General features: G+C 66.5%; 22 protein-coding genes. 15 read left to right on the top strand and 7 right to left on the bottom strand.

Annotation, left to right across the window (positions count from 1 at the left end):
* Nucleotides 1-49: 49 nt before the first annotated feature.
* Nucleotides 50-1165, top strand: a complete 1116-nt coding sequence (locus WMN78_RS03330) for a Gfo/Idh/MocA family oxidoreductase (protein WP_340531994.1) — start codon at nucleotides 50-52, stop codon at nucleotides 1163-1165.
* Entirely contained in the window at nucleotides 1162-2196 is a 1035-nt protein-coding gene (locus WMN78_RS03325; RefSeq protein ID WP_340531993.1) for a Gfo/Idh/MocA family oxidoreductase, read from the top strand. Before WMN78_RS03330 ends, WMN78_RS03325 begins: the two co-directional genes overlap by 4 nt.
* Before the next feature lie 89 nt (nucleotides 2197-2285).
* Here the strand turns inward: WMN78_RS03325 and iolB are convergent, their stop codons facing one another.
* The 3 genes from iolB to WMN78_RS03310 all read right to left on the bottom strand — a co-directional run bounded on the left by iolB (nucleotide 2286) and on the right by WMN78_RS03310 (nucleotide 5010).
* A complete protein-coding gene (gene iolB, locus WMN78_RS03320) occupies nucleotides 2286-3194 on the bottom strand; it encodes a 5-deoxy-glucuronate isomerase (RefSeq protein ID WP_340531992.1) in 909 nt (302 codons plus the stop codon).
* Nucleotides 3195-3245: 51 nt separating this feature from the next.
* Nucleotides 3246-3986, bottom strand: a complete 741-nt coding sequence (locus WMN78_RS03315; RefSeq protein ID WP_305939894.1) for a GntR family transcriptional regulator — start codon at nucleotides 3984-3986, stop codon at nucleotides 3246-3248.
* 202 nt (nucleotides 3987-4188) lie between these two features.
* A complete protein-coding gene (locus tag WMN78_RS03310) occupies nucleotides 4189-5010 on the bottom strand; it encodes a type 1 glutamine amidotransferase (protein WP_340531991.1) in 822 nt (273 codons plus the stop codon).
* 40 nt (nucleotides 5011-5050) lie between these two features.
* On the opposite strand from WMN78_RS03310, the gene WMN78_RS03305 reads away from it, so the two are divergent.
* The 5 genes from WMN78_RS03305 to WMN78_RS03285 all read left to right on the top strand — a co-directional run bounded on the left by WMN78_RS03305 (nucleotide 5051) and on the right by WMN78_RS03285 (nucleotide 9920).
* Nucleotides 5051-5539 (top strand): polyketide cyclase / dehydrase and lipid transport, encoded by a 489-nt coding sequence (locus WMN78_RS03305; RefSeq protein WP_340531990.1) that lies wholly within the window; start codon nucleotides 5051-5053, stop codon nucleotides 5537-5539.
* Nucleotides 5540-5587: 48 nt separating this feature from the next.
* The gene (locus WMN78_RS03300; protein WP_340531989.1) at nucleotides 5588-6295 is read left to right on the top strand and encodes a FadR/GntR family transcriptional regulator; all 708 of its coding nucleotides are present in this window, start codon (nucleotides 5588-5590) and stop codon (nucleotides 6293-6295) included.
* Nucleotides 6296-6516: 221 nt separating this feature from the next.
* Nucleotides 6517-7887, top strand: coding sequence for an MFS transporter (locus WMN78_RS03295; RefSeq protein ID WP_340531988.1), 1371 nt, complete (start codon nucleotides 6517-6519; stop codon nucleotides 7885-7887).
* Between the two features lie 39 nt (nucleotides 7888-7926).
* The gene (locus WMN78_RS03290; protein WP_340531987.1) at nucleotides 7927-8700 is read left to right on the top strand and encodes an SDR family NAD(P)-dependent oxidoreductase; all 774 of its coding nucleotides are present in this window, start codon (nucleotides 7927-7929) and stop codon (nucleotides 8698-8700) included.
* Between the two features lie 86 nt (nucleotides 8701-8786).
* Entirely contained in the window at nucleotides 8787-9920 is a 1134-nt protein-coding gene (locus WMN78_RS03285; RefSeq protein WP_340531986.1) for a Rossmann fold nucleotide-binding protein, read from the top strand.
* 52 nt (nucleotides 9921-9972) lie between these two features.
* Here WMN78_RS03285 and WMN78_RS03280 read toward each other — a convergent pair whose 3' ends face one another.
* The gene (locus WMN78_RS03280) at nucleotides 9973-10875 is read right to left on the bottom strand and encodes a matrixin family metalloprotease (protein WP_340531985.1); all 903 of its coding nucleotides are present in this window, start codon (nucleotides 10873-10875) and stop codon (nucleotides 9973-9975) included.
* A complete protein-coding gene (locus WMN78_RS03275; protein WP_340531984.1) occupies nucleotides 10875-12059 on the bottom strand; it encodes a VIT1/CCC1 transporter family protein in 1185 nt (394 codons plus the stop codon). The genes WMN78_RS03280 and WMN78_RS03275 overlap by 1 nt, the downstream gene beginning before the upstream one ends.
* Before the next feature lie 306 nt (nucleotides 12060-12365).
* Between WMN78_RS03275 and WMN78_RS03270 the strand changes: the two genes are divergently transcribed.
* The gene (locus WMN78_RS03270; protein ID WP_340531983.1) at nucleotides 12366-12602 is read left to right on the top strand and encodes a hypothetical protein; all 237 of its coding nucleotides are present in this window, start codon (nucleotides 12366-12368) and stop codon (nucleotides 12600-12602) included.
* Nucleotides 12603-12758: 156 nt separating this feature from the next.
* Here WMN78_RS03270 and WMN78_RS03265 read toward each other — a convergent pair whose 3' ends face one another.
* Complete coding sequence (locus WMN78_RS03265) at nucleotides 12759-14282, bottom strand: sodium:solute symporter (protein WP_340531982.1); 1524 nt, start codon at nucleotides 14280-14282, stop codon at nucleotides 12759-12761.
* A 295-nt stretch (nucleotides 14283-14577) separates the two neighbouring features.
* On the opposite strand from WMN78_RS03265, the gene WMN78_RS03260 reads away from it, so the two are divergent.
* On the top strand, nucleotides 14578-15153 hold the full coding sequence (locus WMN78_RS03260) for a helix-turn-helix domain-containing protein (RefSeq protein WP_340531981.1): 576 nt from the start codon (nucleotides 14578-14580) through the stop codon (nucleotides 15151-15153).
* Nucleotides 15154-15190: 37 nt separating this feature from the next.
* On the opposite strand, the gene WMN78_RS03255 is transcribed toward WMN78_RS03260, so the two are convergent.
* Nucleotides 15191-17167: an amino acid transporter gene (locus tag WMN78_RS03255; protein WP_340531980.1), complete on the bottom strand. Its 1977-nt coding sequence runs from the start codon at nucleotides 17165-17167 to the stop codon at nucleotides 15191-15193.
* A gap of 372 nt (nucleotides 17168-17539) precedes the next feature.
* Between WMN78_RS03255 and WMN78_RS03250 the strand changes: the two genes are divergently transcribed.
* From WMN78_RS03250 to WMN78_RS03225, 6 genes are all read left to right on the top strand, one after another.
* On the top strand, nucleotides 17540-18985 hold the full coding sequence (locus WMN78_RS03250; RefSeq protein ID WP_340531979.1) for an ammonium transporter: 1446 nt from the start codon (nucleotides 17540-17542) through the stop codon (nucleotides 18983-18985).
* Nucleotides 18982-19323, top strand: a complete 342-nt coding sequence (locus tag WMN78_RS03245; RefSeq protein ID WP_340531978.1) for a P-II family nitrogen regulator — start codon at nucleotides 18982-18984, stop codon at nucleotides 19321-19323. Before WMN78_RS03250 ends, WMN78_RS03245 begins: the two co-directional genes overlap by 4 nt.
* A 102-nt stretch (nucleotides 19324-19425) precedes the next feature.
* Nucleotides 19426-20514, top strand: a complete 1089-nt coding sequence (speB, locus tag WMN78_RS03240) for an agmatinase (RefSeq protein WP_340531977.1) — start codon at nucleotides 19426-19428, stop codon at nucleotides 20512-20514.
* A complete protein-coding gene (locus WMN78_RS03235; RefSeq protein WP_340531976.1) occupies nucleotides 20511-22166 on the top strand; it encodes a thiamine pyrophosphate-binding protein in 1656 nt (551 codons plus the stop codon). Before speB ends, WMN78_RS03235 begins: the two co-directional genes overlap by 4 nt.
* Before the next feature lie 208 nt (nucleotides 22167-22374).
* Nucleotides 22375-22854, top strand: coding sequence for a MarR family winged helix-turn-helix transcriptional regulator (locus WMN78_RS03230; RefSeq protein ID WP_340531975.1), 480 nt, complete (start codon nucleotides 22375-22377; stop codon nucleotides 22852-22854).
* A gap of 48 nt (nucleotides 22855-22902) precedes the next feature.
* The gene (locus WMN78_RS03225) at nucleotides 22903-24900 is read left to right on the top strand and encodes an MFS transporter (protein ID WP_340532144.1); all 1998 of its coding nucleotides are present in this window, start codon (nucleotides 22903-22905) and stop codon (nucleotides 24898-24900) included.
* Nucleotides 24901-24966: the final 66 nt, after the last annotated feature.

Below are 24966 nucleotides of genomic sequence, written 5' to 3'. Positions count from 1 at the left end.
GACGGTTCCACGCAGTGACTAGTTCGGACCAACTGAAAGGACCAGCCCCTTGGCCTACATCACCCAGAACCCCGCCGGAGTTCCCGCCCCCGTGCGGATCGGACTCATCGGCTCCGGCTGGATGGGAGCGTTCCACGCTGAAAGCATCGCCCGCCGCGTTCCCGGCGCCAACCTGGTGGCCATCGCCGACCCGAATGTTGACGTTGCGCAGACGTTGGCCCGTTCCCTGGGCGGAGCCAAAGTGACCCCTCACCCCGAGGACATCCTGGCGGACCCCCAGATCGACGCAGTAATCATCGCGAGCCCGGCGCGGTTCCATTCCTCCCTCATCGCGCAGGCGGCCGCTGCCGGAAAACACATCTTCTGTGAGAAGCCGGCCGGCCAGGGGCTCGAGGAGCTGGACGCAGCACTCGCAGCGGTGGAGGCCGCCGGCGTCCACTTCCAGATCGGCTTCAACCGCCGGTATGCGGACGACTTCCAGGCTGCCAAGAAGGACCTTGCGGCCGGTGTCGCCGGGACACCGCAGCTCCTGCGCTCGCTGACCCGGGATCCCGGGAACGGCAGCATCCCGAACGCGGCCAGGGTCCCGGCCTGGACCATCTTCCTGGAAACCCTGATCCATGACTTCGACACCCTCAACTGGTTCAACGAAGGCGCCGAGCCGGTGGAGGTCTACGCCGTGGCGGACGCCCTGGTGGAACCCGGCCTGCGGGACCAGGGCTTCCTGGACACGGCAGTGGTGACCATCCGCTACAGCAACGGTGCCATTGCCGTGGCGGAAGCCAACTTCAGTGCACTGTACGGCTACGACATCCGGGGCGAGGTGTTCGGTTCACGCGGAATGGTGCAGGCCGGCCGCGCTACGGAAACCGCCGCCCGCCGGTTCACCGCAGACGGAATGTCCGCCGGTACGCCGCGGCTCAACGTCGAGCTTTTCCGGCAGGCCTACACGGACGAACTCGTCGATTTCGCCGAGGCGGTGCGTTCACAGCGCGACGGCGTGCCGCCGTCGTCGTCCGACGTCACCCTCACGCCGGGCGCCGCCGACGCCAGGCGTGCGCTGGCCATGGCGCTGGCCTGCATTGAGTCAGTCAAGCAGGGCGTCCCGGTGTCCGTGGCGGGGCTGGCAACCGCATCCAGTGTCTTTGCGGAGGAGAAAGCATGAAAGACGTAGTACTTGGCCTGGTGGGAGTGGGGCGGATCGGCGTCATGCACGCCAACAACATCGCCGCGCTGAACGGCGTCCTCAACCCGGAGGGCATCAACGTCCGGCTCCGGCTCACCGACGTGGCCGAAGACCATGCCCGGACCGTCGCGTCCGGGCTCGGCGCCGAGTTCCTCCCCTCGGTGGAAGCGCTCCTGGCTTCGGGGCTGGACGGTCTGGTCATCGCCACGGGAACAGCCACGCACCCGGAGCTGATCAAGGCCGGCGTGGACGCCGGGATCCCCGTTTTCTGCGAGAAACCTGTGGCCCTCAACGTGGCGGACGCCCTGCCGGTGCTGGAGTATATCCGGGACCGGCACGGAGTGGTGCAGATCGGCCACCAGCGCCGCTTCGATGCAGGCTACCTGGAAGCCCGGCGGGCCTACCGGGCGGGCGAACTGGGTTGGATCCATTCGCTCCGGGCCGTCACATGTGACATGGCGCCGCCGCCCGTGGAGTACCTGGCCAGCTCGGGCGGCCTCTTCCGGGACTGCTCCGTCCATGACTTCGACATCCTGCGATGGTTGACCGGCCGCGAAATCGTCGAGGTATACGCCAGGGGCTCCAACAACGGCGACCCCGCCATCGGGGAGGTGGGGGACGTTGACACGGCCCTTGCACTGGTGACGTTCGACGACGGGACGGTCGGGACCGTGTCAGCCACCCGGTACAACGGGGCGGGCCACGACGTCCGCCTGGAAATCCAGGGTTCGCGCCGTTCGCTGATGGTGGGGCTGGACGACAAGACCGCAATGGCCTCGGCCGAAGTCGGCGTCGGATTCCCCGCGGGCGAGCCGCACAAGACCTTCGCCGAACGCTTCGACCGGGCATACCGCTCCGAGATGGAAGCCTTCGTGGAGCTGATCCTGGGCCGCAGGGAGAACCCGTGCACCCCCGAGGACGCCGTGGCGGCATCCAGGGTGGCTGACGCCGCCCAGGAATCGCTGGCGACCGGTGTGCCGGTGCGGGTCGCGCAGAAAGTGGCGAGCTAGTACCCGCCTTGCGGCCCGGCCCCCGGCAACGACGAAGCCCCTGACCATCGATCAGGGGCTTCTGGCGTGCTGCCCGGGTGGCGGACTGCCTACGCTCCGAACGGAAGCCTCGGGTCCACGTCCTGGCCTTCCCAGGTTTGACGGATCCAGCCATGGTGCGGGTCATCGCTGATCAGCCAGTCCCGCACGGGGCCGGGGCCGGCCATCACGTTCAGGTAGTACAGGTCATACCCCGGGGCGGCCATGGCCGGCCCGTGCCAGCCGTAGGGAACCAGGACGACGTCGCCCGTGCGGACTTCCGCGGAAACGTCGATGGGCCGCTCGTCGGAGGCGTACACGCGCTGGTAGCCGATGGCGTCACTTTGCGCTCCGGAACCGGCAGCGGCCGCGGGACCGTCCGGCGCCACACGGGTCTCGAAGTAGTAGATTTCCTCGAGGCTGGTTTCGCCGTCTTTCTCCTCGTCATGCTTGTGCGGGGGATACGAGGACCAGTTGCCGGCTGGGGTGATGACTTCGCAGACGATGAAGCGGTCGGCTTCCAGCGCGGCCGGGGTGCCGAAGTTGTGGACCTGGCGGGAGCAGTTCCCGGCGCCCCGCAGTTCCACGGGAGTTTCGGCGGCCGTCACGAGCCGGGTGGGGTAGGAGGTTTTCGCCGGGGCCGTCGCCACCGCTACCCTGCCGCCGTCGGACGAGCTGATGGTGACGGCCTTCTGCGTGCCCGTGTACAGGACGTCGCTCGGGCCGTGGAAGACGCTGGCCCTGCCGGCGAGCCGGTAATCCTGCCCGTCCACGGTGGCGGTGAAGGATCCGTTGAGCGGAACCACGATGCGTTCCTCGCCGGCGGCAGGCAGTTCGACGGCGGCGCCGGCCGCCAGCGTCGCGACCTTGAGCCCGGTGTGGGCCCAGCCGTCCACTTCGACGGCGGAGTCGGACGTTCCGAGGGAGATGTCCCAGCTGCCGTCGGCGGCGGAACCCAGAGGATATACCCAGTTGGCCATAGATTTGCTCTTTCGTTAAGTTCGTTCTGCCGCAGCGGCTAGCGCTGGCGCCTAACGCTGGACAAGGGTCATTTCAAAGCTGTACGAGTCGCCCCGGTAGACGTGGTGGCCGGTCTCCACCATGCGTCCGGTGTCGTCCACGGCGGTGCGTTCCATGGTCACCAGCGCCAAACCGGGCTCGGTGTCCAGCAGCGGAGCCTGGTAGTCGTTGGCCACCATGGCGCCGATGCGCTGCGAGGCCAGCCGGAAGTTCACGCCGCCGTTGCGCAGGATCGCGTATAGGCCTTGGGCGGCGAGCTGGGCTTCGTCGATAGGGGTGATGTCGTCCCGGACCCAGTTTTCCATCAGGGCCAGCGGCTTGCCGCCCACTTTGCGCAGCCTGGTGAAGTGGTAGACCTTGGCGCCGGCGGGGAGCTGGAGGGCTTCACGGGTGGCGGCATCGGCCTCTATATGGGAGAAGCTGAGCACCTCGGTGGTGGGCTTGCTCCCGTTATTGGTGAGGTCGTCGTAGAGGCTCGAGAGTTCCAGCGGCCTGCGGACCTGGCTGGAAACAACCTGTGTTCCCACGCCGCGCTTGCGCACCAGGAGGCCTGAACGCACCAGTTCATCCATGGCCTTGCGCATGGTGGGCCGGGACAGGTTGAGCTGCGCCGCGAGGTCGATCTCGTTGTCCAGCCGGCTGCCCGGGGGGAGTAGTCCGGTGTGGATGGCGGACTCGATGCCCTGGACCACCTGGTGGTAGAGGGGCACCGGTGAAGAGCGATCGATGCTGAGATTGAGTTGATTCGCCACTGAGCGCTCCCTTGTGCTCCGCGGACTCCGGGGGTGCCGGTGAGCCCGCGTATGTCAGCCTATGTTCTCTTGATAGGACATACTGCCTTTTGGACGATAATAGCAGGCGGATTTCCGGTCGCCAAGGATATAGCCAAGGACCGGCAACCGGATGCCCCCTCAAGGGTGCAGGGCTGATCAGCCACCCGATGACACTGTCCTTCTAGGCCCGCTGCCGCCCGCGGCACACCTCCACAAACGCCCGGAACGGTGCCACCCGTTCCTCGGCCGGGAGCTCCTGGACTTCGGGATGCCACTGGACGGATGCCACCCATCGTCCGGGATCCTCCAACGCTTCCACAGTGCCGTCGCCGGCAACGGCCGTCACCATCAGCCCGTCGGCAACGCGGGCGACGGCCTGGTGATGGCCGGAGGCGACCTTGACCGTGAGTCCTTGTGGAGTCCCCGCGGGGCCGTAGAGGAGACCCACCTTGGAGCCGGGAATGATGTCCACGTCGTGCCAGGCCCACGGTCCCTCGCCCGCCGCAGGCTCGTGGTGCGTCACGGGACCGGCCGCCATGTCCTGCACCAGGGTTCCGCCATAGAGGACATTCAGGAGCTGGTGTCCGCGGCAGATCCCCAGCAGCGGCAGGCCTTCATCGATGGTCCCGCGCGCCACGGCCAGGTCCAATGCATCCTGCGCGTGGTTGACGTCGTAGCAGCGTGCGCCCTGGTTCTCGCCGTAGAGGCGCGGGTCCAGGTCTCCCCCGCCGGGAAGGACGACGCCGTCGAGCCCCTTGAGCGTTTCAGCCAGCCGGCCGCCGTCGGAACCTGTCGTGTCGGAACCTTGAGTGTCGGAACCTGTCCCGTCGGAACCGTCAGTGAGGAGCACCGGCTCCCCGCCGCCTTCGCGGACCAGGTCCACAATGTCGTCGAACAGCTGGTTGGCTTCCCCGACCCGCGGGTCGGGATCACGGGAGCTGCTGAGGCGGACGGCAATTCCTATTCGGGGGCGGCCGTGAGCGGGCAGGGGTGGGGTGCGCATGACTCATTCTGCAACAGCTCGAAACGGTTAGGCTTGCCGGATGAACAACAGATACCTCGTGTCCCGCCAGCGCTTTATCGCGGCAGGTCCCGAGGCCATTTTCGAGGTCCTTGCAACCCCTGCCCTGCACAGTGTGATTGACGGGTCGGATACCGTGAAGGCGGCGCAGCCGCGGGGCCCGGAGCGGCTGTACGCCGGCGCCAGGTTCGGCATGGAGATGAACGTCATGGTGGACTACAAGATCCTCAACACGGTCTGTGAGTTCGAGGAAGGAAGGCGCATCGCCTGGCGGCATTTCTTCGGCCACGTCTGGCGCTACGTGTTGGAACCCTCCTCCGACGCCGCGGGAAATCCGGGCACGCTGGTCACTGAGGAGTGGGACGCCCGGAACGTCCGCGGGAAGTGGTTCCTCCGGCTGGCCGGCTACTTGCGCCGCCACCCCGCCAACCTGGAGGCCACACTGGCGAAGCTTGACCAGTATGTCGCCGGTTCCGGCCATGATGCTGATCCGGAGCGCATTCGACAGTAGTGTTGAAGGGACCCGCAGCAAGGGGCAACACCGACGGCAGGAGCCAGGATGGGCCGCAGGACACTCGTTGACGACCTCGTCGACGGCCTGCTCGATGACATCCTCGACGGCAAGTTGAAGCCGCACGATGCCATCCCGCCTGAAGCCGATATCGCGAAAGCCTACGACGTCAGCCGGCTGACCGTGCGCGAGGCACTCAAGGCGCTGAGGGCGCAGAATATCCTTTACGTCAAAGCCGGCCGCGGAACCTTCGTCAATCCCTCGGACAACTGGACCGGGCTGGACGCGATCTTCAAGGCTGCCTCGCACGGCAATGGCGCGGACCAGGTCTCGGTGGGGCTGATCGAGATGCGGCGCATGGTGGAGACCGGCGCGGCATCCCTGGCCGCCAAACGGCATACCCCCGAGCATGCCGACCAGATGCGGGAGTGCATCGCGGATATGAAGCGCTTCCATGAGTCCGGGGACCTGGACCGCTTTGTGGAGGCTGACATCGCCTTCCATGACGCCGTGCTCAAGGCCTCGGGCAACCCGTTCGTCCGTGCCCTGTTCGCGCAACTGGGCCAGCTGCTGTACATGACACGGCGGGAAACCTCGGCCGTGCCCGAAATCCAGCTGCACGCCATCGAGTATCACCAGAAGGTCATGGACAGCATCCTCAGCGGCGACGCGGAGCTGTCCCGGCGCACCATGGACGACCACATGGAGCAGACGTACCGCGACTACGAGCGATACGTCCACCACTCCCAGCCCTAACGGCCCAGGCTTGCGTACTGAGTCTTGCGTACTGAGTCTTGCGCGCGGCGCCCCACCGCGCAAGGCTTGACGTAACCCAAGTCACGCTTCTATGATCTTTCTCATGTTCTTCCGTCAGATGTCAGACATCAGACTCCAATAGTCAGCCGGCGGAATTCCCCCCATTTCCATCGGATCGCGTCGCCGTCCAGGTGCCGCCTCCGCCAGATAGAAGGTCGATGATGACTTCACTCTCCATGCAGTCCGCAGGACTCGGCGAGCTCGGCGAACGCACGCTCCGCAAGGTTCGTCGCCGCGTTATGCCGCTGATCGTACTGCTCTATTTCGTTGCCTATCTTGACCGCAACAACGTGGGCTTCGCCAAGCTCACCATGAGCGAGGACATCGGCCTCAGTGCCGCGGCGTACGGCCTGGGCGCCGGCATCTTCTTCCTCGGCTACGCCCTGCTGGAAGTTCCGAGCAATGCCGGAATGTACCGCTTCGGCGCACGCAAATGGCTCGCCCGGATCCTCATCACCTGGGGCATCTTCGCCACGGCCATGGCCCTGGTCAACGGGGAAAGCACCTACTACATCATCCGGTTCCTGCTGGGTGCGGCCGAGGCCGGGTTCTTCCCCGCAATCCTCTTCTACCTGACGCTGTGGTTCCCCGCCGCGCAGCGCGTCACCGTCCTGGGCATCTTCATCCTGGCCCAGCCTGTTTCCAACGCACTGGGCGCGCCGGTGTCCGGCCTGCTGCTGCAAATGGACGGCATCATGGGCCTGCACGGCTGGCAGTGGCTCTACATCATCGAAGGCATCCCTGCCATCCTGCTGGGCCTGCTGACCCCGATCCTGATGACCGACCGTCCCCGGGATGCCAAATGGCTCAACACTGAAGAGCGCGAATGGCTGGCCACCACCATGGAAGCCGAGCTTGCCGCCAAGTCCAAGGGCGGGAAACACAACTTCCTGGCCGGCCTGAAGGACAAGCGCACGCTGGTCTACTCGGCCCTGTACTTCGGCCTGGTCTGCGGCATCTACGGCCTGGGCCTCTGGATGCCCACCATTGTGGCTGCCCTGGGCAAGTTCTCCACCGCCGAGGTGGGCTTCATTGTCCTCATTCCCTACTCCATCGCAGCTGTCTTTGTTTACTTCTGGAGCAAGCGGGCGGACCGTACCGGCAAGCGTGCCTGGCACACTTCCGTCAGCATGGTCCTGGCCGGCATGGGCCTGCTCGCAGCGGGCTACCTGCTCCCGGTCAACCCCATCCTTGCCCTGATCGCCCTCACGGCCTCGGCAATGGGGATCTACGGCGCCATCGCCCCGTTCCTGTCCATGCCGTCCGCGGCGCTCACCGGCGCAGCCGCTGCATCCGGGCTGGCGCTGGTCAACTCCCTGGGCAACCTCGGCGGCTTCGTGGCTCCCTACGCCGTCGGCCTGCTCAAGGACGCTACCGGCAACAACCAGAGCGGCCTGCTCTTCCTGTCCTTCTGCCTGTGTGTGACCGCGGTGGCCACTTACTTCTACGCCCGCAAGCGGCCTGAAGGCGACGCCGCCCTGGACCCTGCAGTTGCGGCCGCAGCAGCCGTGAACGCCACCAAAATCTCCTGACCTGACGAATTCCAACAGATTCCCGACGAAAGATACACCATGACAACCACCTCATTTCCCGCCGACCGCACCGTCGTACTGACCGGGGCAGCCTCAGCCCGCGGCATCGGCCGCGCGGCCGCGGACCGGATGGCCAGCGAGGGCTGGTCCATCGCCATCCTGGACATCAACGCCGAGGACGCCAAGGCAGCCGCCGCAGAGATCGGCTCCAACCGCGCCGTGAAGGCCATCGGCGTGGGCGCCGATGTTTCCGACGCCGCCTCGGTGGACCGTGCGATCAGCGAAATCGAAGAGACGCTGCCGCCGATCGTCGCCCTCGCGAACCTGGCGGGCATCAGTTCGCCCACCACGTTCATGGAGACCACCGTGGAGGAGTGGGACAAGGTTTTCGCCATCAACATGCGCGGCACCTTCATCGTGTCCCAGCGCGTGCTCAAAGGAATGATCGAGCGCAAGCTCGGACGCATCGTGAGCATCTCCTCAATTTCCGCCCAGCGCGGCGGCGGAACCTACTCCAAGGTGGCGTACAGCGCGTCGAAGGCCGGAATCATCGGCTTCACCCGGGCCCTTGCCCGTGAAGTGGGCGAGTTCGGCGTCACCGTCAATGCAATTGCACCGGGACCCATCGACACCGACATCATGGGCGGCACCCTGACCGAGGAGCGCAAGGCCCAGATGTCCGAGGGCATCATGATGGGTCGCGTAGGCACCCGTGAGGAAGTCGCCGCCCTGATCTCCTTCCTGCTCGGCCAGGATTCCGGTTACATCACCGCTGCCACGTACGACATCAACGGCGGACTGCAGGTCAGCTGACCGAGGGCCAAACACACAAGAGGGGTGCCCCCGGCGAGTTCCGCCGGTGGCACCCCTCTGTGTTTGCTGCGGACTAGGCTGGCAGCATGAACGCCGCCCGCAGCCTGAGCCCCAGTCCCAGAACCCTTGAGGTTGAAAGCCTGGACAGTTTCGACCGGCTGGTGAACGCAGGCGTCCGCAGCATGCAGGGCTGGCACGCACAGTCCCTGGACCTCCGCGGCAGGGCCGTTCCGCTGGAAGCCATGGATCCGCAGGGCGCCATCTTCCTGGGCTGCACTTTCGACGACGGCGTGGAGGACGCGCTTCGCAGCCGGGGTGCGCTCATCTTTCCCAAGCTGGAAACCGTGCCCTTTAATCCGTACCGCGGGCAGCTCTACTCGCCCCAGGAGCTCTACTTCGGCCCGCCGGGCGGACGGTATGAATCAACGCTGGACGCCCGGATCTACCAGTGGAGCATCAGGCCCGGCCAGCGGCACCGGCTGGATGCCACGCTCGCCGCTGCCCTGCACGACCACTCGATCGGCGACGCCCTGGAGGAGCTGACCCGTTCCGAGGTGTGCCGCGGCCGCCCGATGGTGGGCGTGATGGGCGGCCACACCGCCAGGCGCGGAACACCGGCCTTCGAGGAGGCCGCCATCGCCGGTCGGCTCCTCGCCCGCAGCGGCCGGGTGGTGGCCACGGGTGGCGGGCCTGGGGCCATGGAGGCTGCAAACATGGGCGCCTACCTCAGCGAACTGCCGGACGCGGAGTTCCACGCAGCGTTGGCGCAGCTGGAAAGCGTGCCGGGGTTCCGGCCCTCGGTGTCCGCATGGGCCAGGACGGCCGCCGCCGTCGTCGAACGCCATCCTGGCGGGACGCCGTCGCTGGGGGTTCCCACCTGGTTCTACGGCCACGAACCGCCCAACTATTTCGCCACGCACATCGCAAAATATTTCGCCAACGCCATCCGGGAGGCGATCCTGCTGGAGCTGTGCGACGGCGGTGTGATCTTCCTGCCGGGGTCCGCGGGCACCCTGCAGGAAATCTTCCAGGACGCGTGCGAGAACTACTATGGTGCTTCCGAAACTATCAGGCCCATGGTCCTGGTGGGCCGTGAGCACTGGCAGCGCCGCTATCCGGCCTGGCCGCTGCTCCAGAGCCTGGCGGAGGGCAACGCCATGGAGGACAGGATCTTCCTGGTGGAGACGGTGGAGGAAGCCCTCGACGTGGTGTCGGGCTAGTGGTGTCGGCTAGAAGTGTCGGGCTAAGGGGCGGGCGGCCATCAGCGACGGACTACAGGTCCTTGCGGCACGTGGTCCTGCCCAGCTGGTAGAGCCCGTTGAGGTCGCCGGCGGCGAGGCCGTCCGGAGTGCCGATCTCGGGGTACATCAGTTGCACCGGATCATCGACGTGTTCCAGCCCCATCACATGGGCCAGTTCGTGCAGGATGACGGCGGTGGCGTAGGCGGAACCTTGCGGCCGCTCGAGTTCGAGGGCGATCTGCGGGGCGTCGAGGTCCAGGCTTCCCGTGACGAACGTCTTTGGACCGTCGTCGAAGCTGTAGTGCGTGCTTCCTCCGGTGCCGATCACCTGCCCCTTCAGTTTGGGGGAGGCGTCCGGGGTGGTCCATGAGATGAGGAGCGGCGCCCAGCGCTCGCCGTACGTTTCAGGCTGGTAGGGGTCGCGGTCCTCGGCAGGCATCTCGGTCGAGGATCCGTCGTTGATGAACCGGATACCGGTGGCGCGGGAAATCGTGCCGATGGCATCTTCCACCAGGTCTTCCGCTCCCACCGGCGCCAGACCGGCGTTGACAACGTAGTGCAGCGGGCGGCAGGGCGAATATCCTACGGGCGTGCCGTCGTCGTTGGTGGCCAGGAAGTTGAAGGAATCACTGGCGAGGGGAGGCTCGTCCGCTGCTCCCAGCGGCTCGTCCGCTTCCTCCAGTCCGGGAGGAGGCGCGTCCGAACTGACTCCCTCTGCGGCTCTTCCCGGTTGCTGGTCCTCAGCCTGTCCGTTCGGGACGGCAGGACTGCGGAACTGGAACAGCCCCACCAGGCGGGGATCTCCGTAGAAGAGGCCGGCAGCCGTAAAGGCCGCCGCTGCGATCAAGGCGGTGAGCGCCGCCGCCCGCAGGATCCGGGCAGCACTGCCCGGCCCGCCGGCATGCCGCGGCCGGCGCCGCCGCGGACCCTCCACTAAGCGACCACGGCGCCGAACGCCATTCCCAGGAGGTAGGTGACGGCGGCAGCCCCCATGCCGATGGCCAGCTGCCGGAAACCGCGGCTGGTCGGGGAAGTGCCGGACAGCAGGCCGACGACGCCGCCGGTCAGCAGGAGAGCCATGCCCACCAGAACGGCGGAAACCACCAGCGCCGCGACACCGGTCATGCCAAGCAGGAACGGGATGATGGGAATGACAGCGCCGGAGGCGAAGAAGCAGAAGCTCGACGCCGCCGCGCTCCATGCGGTGCCCACCGCCTCGTGCCGGTCCTCGGTCTCGGGGAGTTCGGGCTGGAGCGACAGGCTGGGATCGCAGTCGCAGGCCAGAAGGCCCATCCGTTCCGCCACACGGTGTTCGGCGGCTTCCCGGGACATGCCGCGGGCCAGATAGACCAGCAGCAGTTCGTTGTGCTCAATGTCCAGCCGCGGGGCGGCGGACAGGGTGATCTGGGTGGGCCGCGTGGCGGCCAGCAGCTCCCGCTGGGAACGGACGGAGATGAACTCGCCGGCGCCCATGGACAGTGCTCCGGCGAGGAGCCCGGCCACGCCGCTCAGGAGCACCACCTGGCTGCCGACGCCGGACGCGGCCATGCCCATCACCAGGGAGAGGTTGCTGACCAGACCGTCGTTCGCGCCGAACACCGCTGCCCTGAAGGAGCCCGCCAGCCGGTTCCGGCCGCGGGTGGCCAGTCCGCGGACTACTTCCTCGTGGATCTGTTCGTCGGCCACCATCGCGGGTGTGGCTGACGGGTCTGAACCGTAGGGGGAGCGGCCCTCGGCACGCTGTGCCAGGGCCAGGACGAAGACGGAACCGAAATGGCGGGCCAGGAATCCGAGCAGCTGGCTGCGGAGGGATGCCTGCCGGGGCTTGCCGGCGTGATCGCCAAGGAGCTGGAGCCAGTGGGCTTCGTGGCGGCCCTCGGCCTCGGCCAGGGCAAGAAGGATGTCCCGCTCCTCGCCGCGGCGGCTTTGGGCAAGGTCGCGGTAGACACGGGCCTCGGCACGTTCATCGGCGAGGTACTGGCGCCACCGCTTAATGTCGGCCGTGCTTGGCGGGGTTTCGGCTGCGTTTGTTCCGGCGGCGGTTGTTCCGGGGGCGCCTGCTGCGGAGCTGTCCGCGGGAAGGGCGTGGTTTCGGTCAGATTTAGCGTGCTGAGACACGAACACTCCTGGGCTAGATAGGGCATGATTCGGCCCCATTGCAACTCCAGCGTACCCCGGTTTTCCGCGGATTTTCGGCCGGTATTCCTCACCCGGAAGTTTAGGCGAACCTTAAAGGGCGCCCCACATAGGTCGTCTCGCTCCGGACTCCTGCGGGCTGAAATACGCCGGCTAGCGGGCCGGCGACTTGGCTGGGCTGCTGTCCGGCTATTGACCGCGCGGGGTGCCGGTGCTGTGATGATTGCCAGGGCTGGTGCTTCCCCGGACCGGCCCCTGGCCGCATCACCAGACACGGAGGTTTGCACCATGGACACCACCGGATCACACCCCGCCCAGCCGGAACGGGACATCCTCGAATCCGACCCCGCCTATGACTTCGCCGAGGACGCGCCCATCGATGACGCCGCGGAGACCGAGGAAGAGGGACTGCTCGAAGAGGCGGACCAGCTTGTTCCCCTGGGTGAGGAGGACTTCCTGGGCGACGAGAAACCCGTGGTTCCCCTGGGCGGGGAGGAATTCCTTGAACCGGAGGAAAACGAGTGACGCGTCCCCGGCGTTAGACAACCGAATCCGGCCTTAACGAACGACGGCGGTGCCTCCTGTGCAGGGGAGGCACCGCCGTCGTTCACTGTTTAAGCAGTTCCGGCGTTTAAGCAGTTCCGGCGCCGGTAGTAGTTGGCCGGTGTTGGTTGGCCGGTGTTAGTTGGCCAGGGCCGGGACCGGCTCTTCGTCGGCAACCTTGCCGGCCACGCGATCCCGCCAGTGCTGCATGACCCGGGGATCAGTCGGTTTGGTGGCGAGGGACACCGCGACGTACACGAGCCCCGACGCGAGCAGGCCGAAGTAAATCGGCTCGTTGGCGAAGATGCCGTCCAGCGGCGCCGCGGCGTTGATCTCCAGGATGATCATCGTACCGAGCGTGACCACGGTGCCCACCGCCATGGATGCGGCGGCCGCTGCACCGGTGCCCCTCTTCCAGACGAGGCCGCCGAGGATCGCGACCAGGAGTCCGCCCACCAGGATGTCGTAGGCGATGGTCAGGGCCGCCACGACATCCTTGGTGATGATGGCGATGAGGATGGCCACGATGCCCAGGCCCAGGACCCACATGCGGTTTGCTTTGACGTCGTGCTCGGGGTTGTCGGTGTCATCGGTGTTGATGTCCTTGCCGAACCAGCTGGCCACGAAGGGGAGCACGTCGGCGCGGGCCACTGTTGCGGCGGCGATCAGGGCGCCGGAGGCGGTGGACATCATGGCGGCAACGGCCGCCGCGAGCACCAGGCCGCCGATGCCGACGGGCAGCAGGTTCTGGGCAACCTCGGCGTAGACAACGTCCTTGCCTGCCGTGGCGACGTCGATCTCGGGGAGGGCCACCCGGGCGCCCAAGCCGATCAGGGCACCGGCGGCGCCGTAGAGGATGCAGTAGATGCCTGCGGTTGCGCCGCCCCAGCGCGCTACGGTGGGGGTCTTGGCGGTGAATACACGCTGCCAGATGTCCTGGCCGATCAGCAGGCCAAGGGTGTAGACCACGAAGTAGGTGATGATGGTCTGGACGCCGATGCCGTCGATCTGGAAGAAGCTGTCCTCGACGCGGCTGCGGATGCCGTCCAGGCCGCCTGCGGCGTTCAGCGTGAAGGGCAGCATCAGGAAGAAAATTCCCACGGTCTTGATCACGAACTGGACTTGGTCAGCAAGGGTGATTGACCACATGCCGCCGATGGTGGAGTACACCAGGACGATAGCGCCGCCGATGGCAATGGCCAGGGCGCGGTCCCACCCGAACAGCACCACAAAGATGGTGGCGTAAGCGCCGGTGGAAGTGGCGCACAGCATGAGCGTGTAGGCCAGCATCACAATGCCGGAGGTCTGGGTGGCACGGCTGCCGTAGCGCAGCGTCAGCATCTGGGACACCGTGTAGATCTTCAGTTTCTGGATGGTGCCGGCGAAGAGCAGGCTCAGCATCAGCACTCCGACGCCGATGGCGACGACGAGCCACATGCCGGAGATGCCGAACTTGTAGCCGAGGCCCACACCGCCCACCGTCGAGGCGCCGCCGAGGACGACAGCCGCCATGGTTCCGGTGTAGAGGAACGGGCCAAGCCTGCGGCCGGCCACCAGGAAGTCGCTATTGTTCTTGGTGCGGGATTTGCCCCACCAGCCAAAGGCCAGCATGGCGATCAGGTACACCACCACAATGGCGATGTTGACGAAGTTTGCGTCCATTTAGTGGGCTCCTTGGAGCGTGTCGGCAGCATCGGCTTCGCGGGAGAGCGGCAGGGCCGCGCCGGAATTCCGCTGCTTAGAACGGGCGATGCAGGGGAAGATCCCTGGAAGTAACGAGCGGATTGCCTAATAGACAACACTTGTTGCCCGAAAGCGTATGTTGTGATCCGCGTAACAGTCAAGGCGGACTGACACCATGGCCGGTTCCGCGTCACAAGGCAGCGCCACAAGGTAGGTATCCCGTTAGTATGGCTCCAGCAATGGGGCCGTGCGGCCGGCTGTGAAAGGTTCGTAAATGAAGGCTCTACCAGTTGAACCGAGCAACATTCCCGTCGCCATCGGTTCGCGCATCCGCGCTGCGCGCCAGTCCCAACGGCTAACCATCGAGCAGGTGGCCGACGCCACGGGACTCACCAAAGGATTCCTGAGCCGGGTGGAACGCGACCTGACGTCGCCGTCGGTGGCATCTTTGGTGACGCTCTGCCAGGTGCTGTCGATCTCCATCGGCGATCTCTTTGCCGCACCGGAAACGCACCTCACCAAGAAGGATGAAGGGCCGCGGATTTCGCTCGGCGGAGAAGGCATTATCGAACGCCTGCTGACTGCACGCTCGGAACGGCGCGTCCAGATCATCCAGGCCGTGATCGAACCCCGCGGCCGCGGTGAATCCGAGCTGTATGCCGTGGACTGCGACGTGGACGTCCTGCACGTGATCAAGGGCCGCATCCGGCTGATCCTGACCAACGAGGAATACGATCTCGGCGCCGGCGACACCGTGACCTTCCCCGGCAGGGAACCGCACACCTGGATCAACCCCACGGACGACGCTGTCGAGGTGCTCTGGGTGCTGGTGCCCGCCGCCAGCCGCTGACCCGGTCCTCTGACCCGGCTGGCGGGCCTGCCGGGCCTCAGCCCACGTGGACCCAGGGCCGGCGGGTGACATCCGGCTCGGCTTCGCGCAGCACTTCGCGGGTCACAGGGGCGATCTCACCCTCCCCGAACAGCAGGAACCGCGTCAGGTTGGTGAGCGGATTGCCCTCGGTCCAGCGGAAGTAGATATGCGGCATGAGGCCCGTGACATCGCGGAGGTGCAGCAGGACGGCCGCCAGTGTGTTCGGCACGTTGTTGCTGTGGACTTCAAGGATGCGGAAACCGTGCCGGACCTTCCCGGTGACGAATAGCTCCTGTTCGAAGTCCGAACTGTCATCCACCAGGATCTCGATGAAGATCGCGTCGCTGTCCGCGGGCAGGTGGTTGGCCAGCTGGGCGTGCTCCAGCTTGGCCCGGTACCGCGCGGCGCTGAGCCGCTTGGGCTCGTGCGCGATGAGCCGGATGGGCCCCTCCTCGCCGGCAGCCATGAATTCCAGGGCACGTTCGTCCAGCCGGATATGGGTGGCCCGAAGCTCGAAGGACCGCCGGGCGCGGGATACGAAGCTGACCGCCACAATGCCGAGGATGAACATCGCCGCGATTTTCAGGCCGTCGGGGCGCTCCACCACGTTCGCCACGGTGGTGTAGAGGAAGACGACGGCGATCGCCCCGAAAGCGGCCGTCCGGCCGCGTTGCTGCTTGCGCCGGGCGGACAGCGTGACGGCAATGGACGCGGAGGTCATCAACACCAGGACGCCGGTGGCGTACGCGCCGCCCTGTGCCTCGACGTCGGCCTCGAACACCACCGTGATGAGGAAGGCGACGGCGGTGAACACCAGTACCAGCGGCCGCACGGCCCGGGTCCAGGCCGGTGCCATGCCAAAACGCGGAAGGTAGCGCGGCACCAGGTTGAGGAGGCCCGCCATGGCGGAGGCGCCGGCGAACCAGAGGATGGCGATGGTGCTGACGTCGTATACCGTACCGAAACCGTCGCCCAGATACTGGTGGGCGAGGAAGGCCAAGGCGCGGCCGTTGGCCTTGCCGCCCGGCTGGAACTCGGCGGCCGGGATGAGGAACGTGGTGATGAAGCTGGACGCGATGAGGAACGCGCTCATGATCAGGGCCGCGGTGGTCAGGAGCTTGTGCGCGCCGCGGATCCGGCCGTCCGGCTTCGCTTCGGTGTCCTCCGGACTTCCCTGGATCTGAGGCATGACGGCCACTCCCGTTTCGAAGCCGGAGAGGCCGAGGGCGAGTTTGGGGAAGACCAGCAGGGCGATGCCGATCATCACCAGCGGGTTCCCGTGCTGCTGGTTGAGGGCTGCCCACCAGTCCGTGACCACGTGGGCCTCGCCGAACACATGCGCGAGGCCCACCAGCACCACCACCGCATTGAGCAGCAGGAATACTGCCACCAGGACAACGGCCACGTTGATGGCTTCCTTGAAGCCGCGGAGGAACACGATGCCCAGGCCCGCAATCAACGACAGTGTGATGGCCACTTCCTGGCCATGCAGGAAGTCCGGCGCGAACGGGTTTTCGATGGCGTGCGCGCTGGCATCCGCGGCAGAAAGCGTAATGGTGATCATAAAGTCCGTGGCTGCGAACCCCAGGAGCGCCAGGACGAACAGCTTGCCGCCCCACCGCGGCAGGAGCCGTTCAAGCATGGCGATGGAACCTTCACCGCGGGGACTTTCCGCGGCCACCCGGCGGTACACGGGAAGGGCGCCGAGGAGCGTCACCGCCACCAGGACCACGGTGGCCAGCGGGGAGACCATTCCTGCTGCAAGGGCGGCGATGGCGGGCTGGTAGCCAAGGGTGGAGAAATAGTCGACGCCGGTCAGGCACATGACCTTCCACCAGGGCTGGGGCGTGTGGTTGGCCTGCGGCTGGCCGTGCGGTCCCTGGCGTTTGCCGGATCCTTCGGGCATGCCCTCCAACAGCCAGCTCCTGAGCCGATGCGGTTTACGGTTGTATCTGTCCGACGGGTCGGCCGGCGGCCTGGTCAGCGTTGTCACGGAATCCTTTCACGCAGCGCGCCGTCGACCGTTGGCGGCCCGGGGTACTGCTCCTGCTTGGAGCGTAGGCCCGCGGAAGTGCGCAGGATGGCGGCTTTAACGAAACCTTTACGCCACGTGTGACTGCCGCCACTGCATGGTGAGATATACGTCACATTTTGGAAACCTGCCGGAAACGCGGGATTCATGCCCGGGGCGGCTGTTTAACTTCCCGGAAAAACAACTCGGCCATGGCGGAAACACCACCGTTGTAGCGTCGGAATCGGGGAACGCAGCCGCTCTCGCGTCTTGAGGGCTTGTTTCGTCGTTTTGATTGGTCTCGCCGTCGTCGGCGCCCAGGAGCGCCACTTCTTCTTGAGGAAGGCTCCCGAAATGAACATCTCTCTACTCAATGTGGGAATGGCAGTGGATCCCACGGCGCTCGATCCGGGCGCGACGGCCTGGATGCTGGCGGCTTCCGCTTTGGTCCTGCTAATGACCCCCGGCCTGGCATTCTTCTACGGCGGCCTCGTGCGGATGAAATCCGTCCTGAACATCATGATGATGAGCTTTGGCGCCATGGGTGTTGTCGCCGTCGTCTGGGCGCTATGGGGCTACGGGCTGGCGTTCGGTCCCGACACCATGGCCGGGCTCGTCGGGGATCCGTTTGCCAACCCCGGGCTGAGCGGACTCACAAGCACCATCGGCGGCAAGGCGCCGGGGCTCCCGGACATGGTGTTCATCGGGTTCCAAGCCACCTTCGCCATCATCACGGTCGCGCTGATCAGCGGGGCTGTGGCCGAAAGGGTCAGGTTCGGGCCGTGGCTGCTGTTCGCTGCCTTGTGGGTGACACTCGTCTACGCCCCGATCGCGCACTGGGTCTGGGGAGGCGGCCTCTTCGGCGCCACCGGCATCGTGGGCAGCAAAATCTCGGCGCTCGACTTCGCCGGCGGAACCGTTGTGCACATGAACGCCGGCATCGCGGGGCTGATGCTCGCCGTCGTGCTTGGAAAGCGCCTTGGATTCATGAAGGATCCCAACATCCGTCCGCACAACCTTCCGTTCGTGATGCTCGGCGCAGGGCTCCTGTGGTTCGGATGGTTCGGTTTCAACGCCGGCTCTGAACTCGCCGCCGATGCCACCGCCGGCCTGGCCTGGACCAACACCCTGTTGGCCACGAGCGCCGCCCTCCTGGGCTGGCTGCTGGTTGAAAGGCTGCGGGACGGCCACGCCACGTCCCTCGGTGCCGCATCCGGAGCCGTGGCGGGCCTGGTTGCCGTCACCCCGGCCTGCGGCTTCGTTGACCCCATCGGCGCCATCCTGATCGGGGCCGTAGCCGGCGCGGTCTGCGCGCTCGCGGTGGGCCTCAAGTTCCGGCTGGGCCTCGACGACTCCCTTGACGTGGTGGCCGTCCACTTTGTGGGCGGGCTCTGGGGGACACTCTCCCTGGGATTCTTCGCCGTGCCGTCCGTAAAGACCGAGGGCGGGCTGTTCTACGGCGGTGGCCTGACGCAGTTCTGGCCTCAGATCCTCACAGCGCTCATCGTCACGGCCTGGAGCGCCATTATGACCACACTGATCGGATATGCCATCCACAAGACGATGGGCATGCGCGTGTCCGAAGCCAGCGAACGGTCCGGCATCGACGTCACCGAGCATGCCGAAACTGCCTACGAGTTGCTCATGGTGGGCGGAACCTTCCATCCCGGCGAGCACCACGGCAAGCCTGTTCCTCCCGGCGCGGCCGCTGATGCTGCGGGGGACGCGGGCACTGCAGCGGAAATGCCTGCCGGCGTTCCCGGGCAGAGCCAGGTGGAGCGCGGCAGGGTGCGGACATGAAACTCATCACGGCCATCATCCGGCCGGACAAGGTCGAGACAGTGCGGGCCGCCCTGGAGGGCTTTGGAGTCAGCGGCATGACGGTCAGCCAGGCAAGCGGCTACGGGCAGCAGCGCGGGCATGTGGAGGTTTATCGCGGAACCGAATACAACTCGGACCTTCTGCCGAAGGCCCGGGTGGAAGTCCTGGTGAACGAGGAGGCCATGGACGGCGTGATGGCCGCCATCGAAGCCGGTGCGAGTACCGGACGTTTCGGTGACGGCAAAATCTGGACCATTTCCGTCTCCGACGCCGTCCGCGTGCGGACCGGGGAAAGGGGCCGGTCGGCCATCGATTGAGGAGTCGGCGCTGGGTTTGGTAAACACTTGATGCACAGCGGGAAACCGAGGTGTATGATGGGTGTCACACTACCGACCCATCCTCGAAGGAGAGGCATTCCTTTGGAAGAGCTGCGCATCGAGGCCAACGGCAACCTTGGCCCCATCGATTCATCCCGTATTCCCCGCTACGCAGGGGCGGCAACCTATGCGCGCCTGCCGCGACTGGACCAGGTGGCCAAGGCGGACATCACGGTGGTGGGAGTGCCCTTCGATTCCGGCGTCTCCTACCGGCCGGGTGCCCGCTTCGGTGCCAACCATGTCCGCGAGGCCAGCCGGCTGCTACGCCCCTACAACCCCGCGTGGGACGTCAGCCCCTTCGAGAACGTCCAGGTGGCGGACGCCGGCGACATGGCCGTCAACCCGTTCAACATCAACGAGGCTATCGAAACCATTCAGCAGAACGCCCTCGACCTGACGGCCGGCGGCAGCAAGCTGGTCACCCTCGGCGGTGACCACACCATTGCGCTGCCACTGCTGCGGGCCGCTGCCGAACGCGCCGGGGAACCGGTGGCCATGCTGCACTTCGATGCCCACCTGGACACCTGGGACACGTACTTCGGTGCCGAATACACACACGGCACCCCGTTCCGGCGCGCCGTCGAGGAAGGCATCCTGGACACCGAAGCCATCAGCCACATCGGCACGCGGGGTCCCCTCTACGGCAAGAAGGACCTCGACGACGACCACCGCTTCGGCTTCGGCATCGTCACCTCCGCAGACGTGTACTACCAGGGCGTCCTGGAAACCGTGGCCAAGGTCCGGGACCGCATCGGCAACAGGCCGCTGTATATCTCCGTTGACATCGACGTCCTGGACCCCGCGCACGCGCCGGGCACCGGCACGCCGGAGGCTGGCGGAATCTCCAGCCGCGAACTGCTGGAGATCATCCGCGGCTTCCGCGGCATGAACCTGGTGGGTGCGGACATCGTTGAGGTGGCCCCCGCGTACGACCACGCTGAAATCACGGGCGTCGCGGCCAGCCACGTCGCCTACGAACTGGTAACGCTCATGGCGGACTCCGCCGTCGAGGGCAACAGGTTCGGCAGTGCCAACGGTTACGCCGCGCAGGCGCTGGGACAGGAAGAACGGCGCAAGGCCGGCTTCCCGGCCCCCGTGGACCAGCGCGTCGAGACCGGCGTCTCACTGTGACCGGCGTCCGCAACGGCGGGGACCTCGTCGTCGAAACCCTTGAAGCGCTGGGGGCGAAGACGGTCTTTGGCATACCGGGCCAGCATGCCCTGGGCCTGTTCGATGCGATGGGCAGGGGCAACCTGCACTTTGTCTCTTCGCGGGTGGAAAACAACTCGGCGTTTGCAGCCGACGGGTATTCGCGTGCCACCGGAGAGGTTGGTGTGCTGTTCCTGTCCACCGGTCCCGGGGCACTGACGTCCCTGGCCGGGCTGCAGGAAGCCTACGCCACGGGTGTGCCCATGGTGGTGGTGGCCAGCCAGATCCCGCTGGACGGCCTGGGTGCCCGCCGCAAGGGCATGCTGCACCAGCTCGATGACCAGAAGGCCTCCGCCGCGAACGTCACCAAGAGCCAGCGGCTGATCCAGCACGCATCCGGCATCCCCTCGGCCATTCAGGACGCCTGGACCGAGGCCATTTCCTCGCCGCAGGGCCCGGTCTGGCTGGAAATTCCGCAGAACGTCCTGCTGGATCCCATCATGGTCCCGCCGGTGGAGGACGCCCTCGCCGAAGCGGCGGACAACCCGCCGCGGGTGGAGCTTGTCCGGGAAGCGGTGAAATGGCTGTCGACGGCGGAGCGTCCGGCCATCATCGCCGGCGGCGGCACCCGCCGCGGCCGCGCCGAGAAGTCGCTGCTGTCCATTGCCGAAAAGCTTCGGGCGCCGGTGATCTGCACCCCCGGCGGCAACGGTGCGTTCCCGTGGAACCACGAGCTGTCGCTGCAGTCCTGGATCGAGGACCGGCACATGACGGACCTCCTCGAGGACGCGGATGTGCTGATCGTCATCGGCTCCTCCCTGGGCGAAGTCACCTCCAACTACTTCACCTTCGAGCCGCGGGGCCGCATCATCCAGATCGATGCCGAACCCCGGGTCCTGGAATCCAACAGGCCGGGACTGGGCATCCGAGCCGACGCCGGCCAGGCCCTCGCCGCGCTGGATGAGGCGCTGACTGAACCGCACGGCGAGCGGGCCAACTGGCACGGCACCCCGCCGGAGGCGCTGGTCAAGGAAACGCTCGCGAAGGTCAAGGCCCGGCTGGAGTCCCAGGACCTGGGCAAAGAGTTGAAGTTCATGGCGGACATCCGCGAGGCCGTGCCCTCGGGCATGCAGACCTTCTGGGATATGACCATTTCGGCGTACTGGGCCTGGAGCTGCTGGGATGCCCGCGAGGGCCAGTTCCACTCCGCCCAGGGCGCCGGCGGACTCGGCTTCGGCTTCCCCGCTGCCATCGGCGGGGCGGTTGGGCTCGAGACAACGGGCAGGCCCGGACGTGTCCTGGCGGTCTCCGGCGACGGTTCGGCCATGTACTCCATCTCCGAACTGGCCACCGCCAAGCAGCACAACGTCCCGGTCACCTGGCTGATCGTCGACGACGGCGGGTACGGCATCCTGCGCGAATACATGGTGGGCGCCTTTGGCAAGGCCACGGCCACCGAGCTGGTCCGCCCGGACTTCGTCAGACTCGCCGAAGCCTTTGGTGTCCCGGCCGTACGGGTTGCGCCGGAAAACGTGGAGGAGGCCCTGAAGGCGGGCTTCGCCGCGGACGGCCCCAACGTCGTCGTCGTCGAAACCCTGCTCAAAATGTTCGGCCCCACGCACCTGGACGTTTGAACAGCGCCCTAAACCACCCCACCACATAGCGCGAACGGACACTTGAGGCCCCACTTCCTCCAGGGCCTCAAGTGTCCGTTCGCGCTGGGCGTTTAAGGAGCCGGGCCCCTGTCGGACCCCTGCCTGACCCCTGTCGGTAGTCGGTTAGTTTCCTAAAGCAACCATTTTCGGATATAGTTGCCTAAGGCAAGCAAAGGGGATATGCATCATGGCAGTCGCACCGGAAACCGCAGCCGACCTCGTCTATCAAATCTTCGACCTCCAGCGGGCGGTCCGTTGCGTGGCGGTCGCCGGCCTGCGCGGGCAGGACACCGGCGTGGCGCTCCAGGGCGTCCTGCGGTTTGTGGGGGAGGGGGAGTCCCGGGCCACGCATCTCGCCGCCCGGCTCGGCGTCAGCGCTCCCGTCCTGAGCAGGCACATCGCCGATCTGGAAGAGCAGGGACTGGTGGTCCGCCGCCCTGATCCCGAGGACGGACGGGCCCAGCTCGTGGCGCTCTCCGAGGCCGGAGCGGACAAGTTGCGCGAGATAGAACAGCAGCGCACGGCAACCCTCCAGGGCTACCTGCAGGACTGGAGCCAGAACGACGCCGAAGAAACCGCGAAAATCCTCAAGAAACTTGCTGAATCCCTGAGGGACTCAGCCCGGGCAAAGACGGCCGGACCCACCGAAATCACTCCAACCGTTTAGGAGCTGCACATGGCAAGCCACGCCACAGCCACCGGTCCGTCCCGGGCCATGTCAACGACACCACAGCAGTCGTCGCCGTCATCTGCCCAGGCGCCCCAGCCTGCGATGAGCCACCGCCAGATCATGGAAGCCCTCACCGGCCTGCTGGCTGCATTCTTCACGGCGATCATCAGCAGCACCATCGTGGCCAACGCGCTGCCCACCATCATGTCCGAGCTCAAAGGCACGCAGACGGACTTCGCCTGGGTCATCACGGCGGCACTGCTGGCCAACGCCGCCACCACGCCGATCTGGGGCAAGCTCGCGGACCTCTTCGACAAGAAGCTGCTGGTCCAGCTGAGCATTGTGATCTTCGTAGCCGGGTCCGTCATGGCCGGCCTTTCCGAAACGATCCCGCTGCTGCTGACCGCCCGCGTCATCCAGGGCGTCGCCATGGGCGGCCTCACGGCATTGGCACAGGCCATCATCGGCTCCATCATCCCGCCCCGGGACCGCGGCAAATACTCCGGCTACATGGGCGGCGTCATGGCTGTGGGCACCGCCGGCGGCCCGCTGCTGGGCGGATTCATCGTAGACAGTCCGCTGGGCTGGCGCTGGACCTTCTTTGTCTGTGTCCCGCTGGCCGTCATCGCGCTCATCCTGCTGCAGATCACGCTGAAGCTTCCGCACGTCAAGCGCCACGCCAAGATCGACTGGCTCGGTTCCATCCTGCTCACCTCCGGCGTCAGCCTGCTGCTGATCTGGGTTTCATTCGCCGGCAACCCGGACTACTACGACTGGTGGTCCTGGCAGACCGCTGCCATGGTGGGCGGCGGCGTGCTTCTCCTGGCACTGCTCGTTGTGGTGGAGTCCAGGGTGGAGCAGCCCGTCATCCCGCTCAAGATCATCAGCGAACGCACCACGGCACTGGCCATCCTGGCCTCCGTCGCCGTAGGCGTGGGCATGTTCGGATCCTCCGCCTTCCTGGGCCAGTACTTCCAGGTGGCCCGGGGGGCAACCCCCACCGAAGCGGGCCTCCTGACGCTGCCCATGATCGCCGGCAACCTCATCGGCTCAGTCCTGTCGGGCCAGCTGATCAGCCGCACCGGCAAGTGGAAGCGCTACCTGGTTGCCGGTTCCATCCTGCTGATCGGCGGCCTGGGACTGGCCGGATCCATCGACCACACCACCGAACTCTGGCTGACCGGCCTCTACACCGCGATCCTGGGCCTGGGCCTCGGACTGCTGATGCAGAACCTCGTACTGGCGGTCCAGAACACCGTCCGGGCCACGGACATCGGCACCGCCAGCGCCTCCGTGGCGTTCTTCCGGTCGGTAGGCGGCGCAATCGGCGTGTCCGTGCTGGGTGCAGTGCTGGCCAACCGTGTCAAAGAACTGGCCGCCGACGGGCTCGCCGCGGCCGGTATTCCGGCCGCGGGCGGATCAGCGGGGGCGAGCATGGCCCTCCAGGACATGCCTGCGCCGATCCGGGACATCATGCGGGCGGCCTACGGCGACGCGACGGCCGAGATTTTCCTGATCTCAGCGGTCGTCGGCATCATCGCCCTTGTAGCGATCCTGTTCATCAAGGAACAGCCGCTGCGCCGCACCGTGGACATCGTTCCGGGAGCCGCGCCCGCGGCTTCGGGAAGCCCCTCGCCGGCCCGGAACGGCGACGGCGGGCTTACCCCGGCCGGCGGGTCCGGCGTCGTGGACCTCGACCGGGAGTTCATCGAAGTCCTCAGCAGGCAGCGCGCGCATGAGTCGCGCTTCCCCGACGGCGCGCGCCGGGAGCGGACCATGGTGGCGGACCGACGTTCCGAGGCCGACGACGTCGTGCCCCTCCTGGTGAAGACGCAACTGCTGCTCGCAGAGCAGCAGCTCCAAGTGGCAGAGGCGCTCCGCGCCGTCCACGAGCAGACGGCGGAGCAGCGCGAGATCGCCGCCGAACAGTCACGCATCAGCGGGGAACTCACCACTCTCCGGCGGCGGCTGGCCAAGGAACGGAAGCTCCAGCGCGCTGCAGCGGACTACATCGCAACGCACGGACGGCACCGAAGCGAGTAGTCCGCGCTCACCGAAATGCCAGGAGCAGACGACGACGGCGGCTGACTGCCGCCGTCGTCGTCAAGG

Source organism: Arthrobacter oryzae, from assembly GCF_037911235.1.
GTDB classification, from domain to species: domain Bacteria; phylum Actinomycetota; class Actinomycetes; order Actinomycetales; family Micrococcaceae; genus Arthrobacter; species Arthrobacter oryzae_E.
Note: the sequence above shows the minus strand (reverse complement) of the source record. Positions and strands in the feature narration are given on the sequence as shown.

Excerpts from the sequence above, each read along its gene's own strand:
- WMN78_RS03325 (WP_340531993.1), top strand. The coding sequence starts at position 1,162 with ATGAAAGACGTAGTACTTGGCCTGGTGGGAGTGGGGCGGATCGGCGTC.
- iolB (WP_340531992.1), bottom strand. The coding sequence starts at position 3,194 with ATGGCCAACTGGGTATATCCTCTGGGTTCCGCCGCCGACGGCAGCTGG.
- WMN78_RS03310 (WP_340531991.1), bottom strand. The coding sequence starts at position 5,010 with ATGCGCACCCCACCCCTGCCCGCTCACGGCCGCCCCCGAATAGGAATT.
- WMN78_RS03305 (WP_340531990.1), top strand. The coding sequence starts at position 5,051 with ATGAACAACAGATACCTCGTGTCCCGCCAGCGCTTTATCGCGGCAGGT.
- WMN78_RS03300 (WP_340531989.1), top strand. The coding sequence starts at position 5,588 with ATGGGCCGCAGGACACTCGTTGACGACCTCGTCGACGGCCTGCTCGAT.
- WMN78_RS03295 (WP_340531988.1), top strand. The coding sequence starts at position 6,517 with ATGACTTCACTCTCCATGCAGTCCGCAGGACTCGGCGAGCTCGGCGAA.
- WMN78_RS03290 (WP_340531987.1), top strand. The coding sequence starts at position 7,927 with ATGACAACCACCTCATTTCCCGCCGACCGCACCGTCGTACTGACCGGG.
- WMN78_RS03285 (WP_340531986.1), top strand. The coding sequence starts at position 8,787 with ATGAACGCCGCCCGCAGCCTGAGCCCCAGTCCCAGAACCCTTGAGGTT.
- WMN78_RS03270 (WP_340531983.1), top strand. The coding sequence starts at position 12,366 with ATGGACACCACCGGATCACACCCCGCCCAGCCGGAACGGGACATCCTC.
- WMN78_RS03265 (WP_340531982.1), bottom strand. The coding sequence starts at position 14,282 with ATGGACGCAAACTTCGTCAACATCGCCATTGTGGTGGTGTACCTGATC.
- WMN78_RS03260 (WP_340531981.1), top strand. The coding sequence starts at position 14,578 with ATGAAGGCTCTACCAGTTGAACCGAGCAACATTCCCGTCGCCATCGGT.
- WMN78_RS03250 (WP_340531979.1), top strand. The coding sequence starts at position 17,540 with ATGAACATCTCTCTACTCAATGTGGGAATGGCAGTGGATCCCACGGCG.
- WMN78_RS03245 (WP_340531978.1), top strand. The coding sequence starts at position 18,982 with ATGAAACTCATCACGGCCATCATCCGGCCGGACAAGGTCGAGACAGTG.
- WMN78_RS03230 (WP_340531975.1), top strand. The coding sequence starts at position 22,375 with ATGGCAGTCGCACCGGAAACCGCAGCCGACCTCGTCTATCAAATCTTC.
- WMN78_RS03225 (WP_340532144.1), top strand. The coding sequence starts at position 22,903 with ATGTCAACGACACCACAGCAGTCGTCGCCGTCATCTGCCCAGGCGCCC.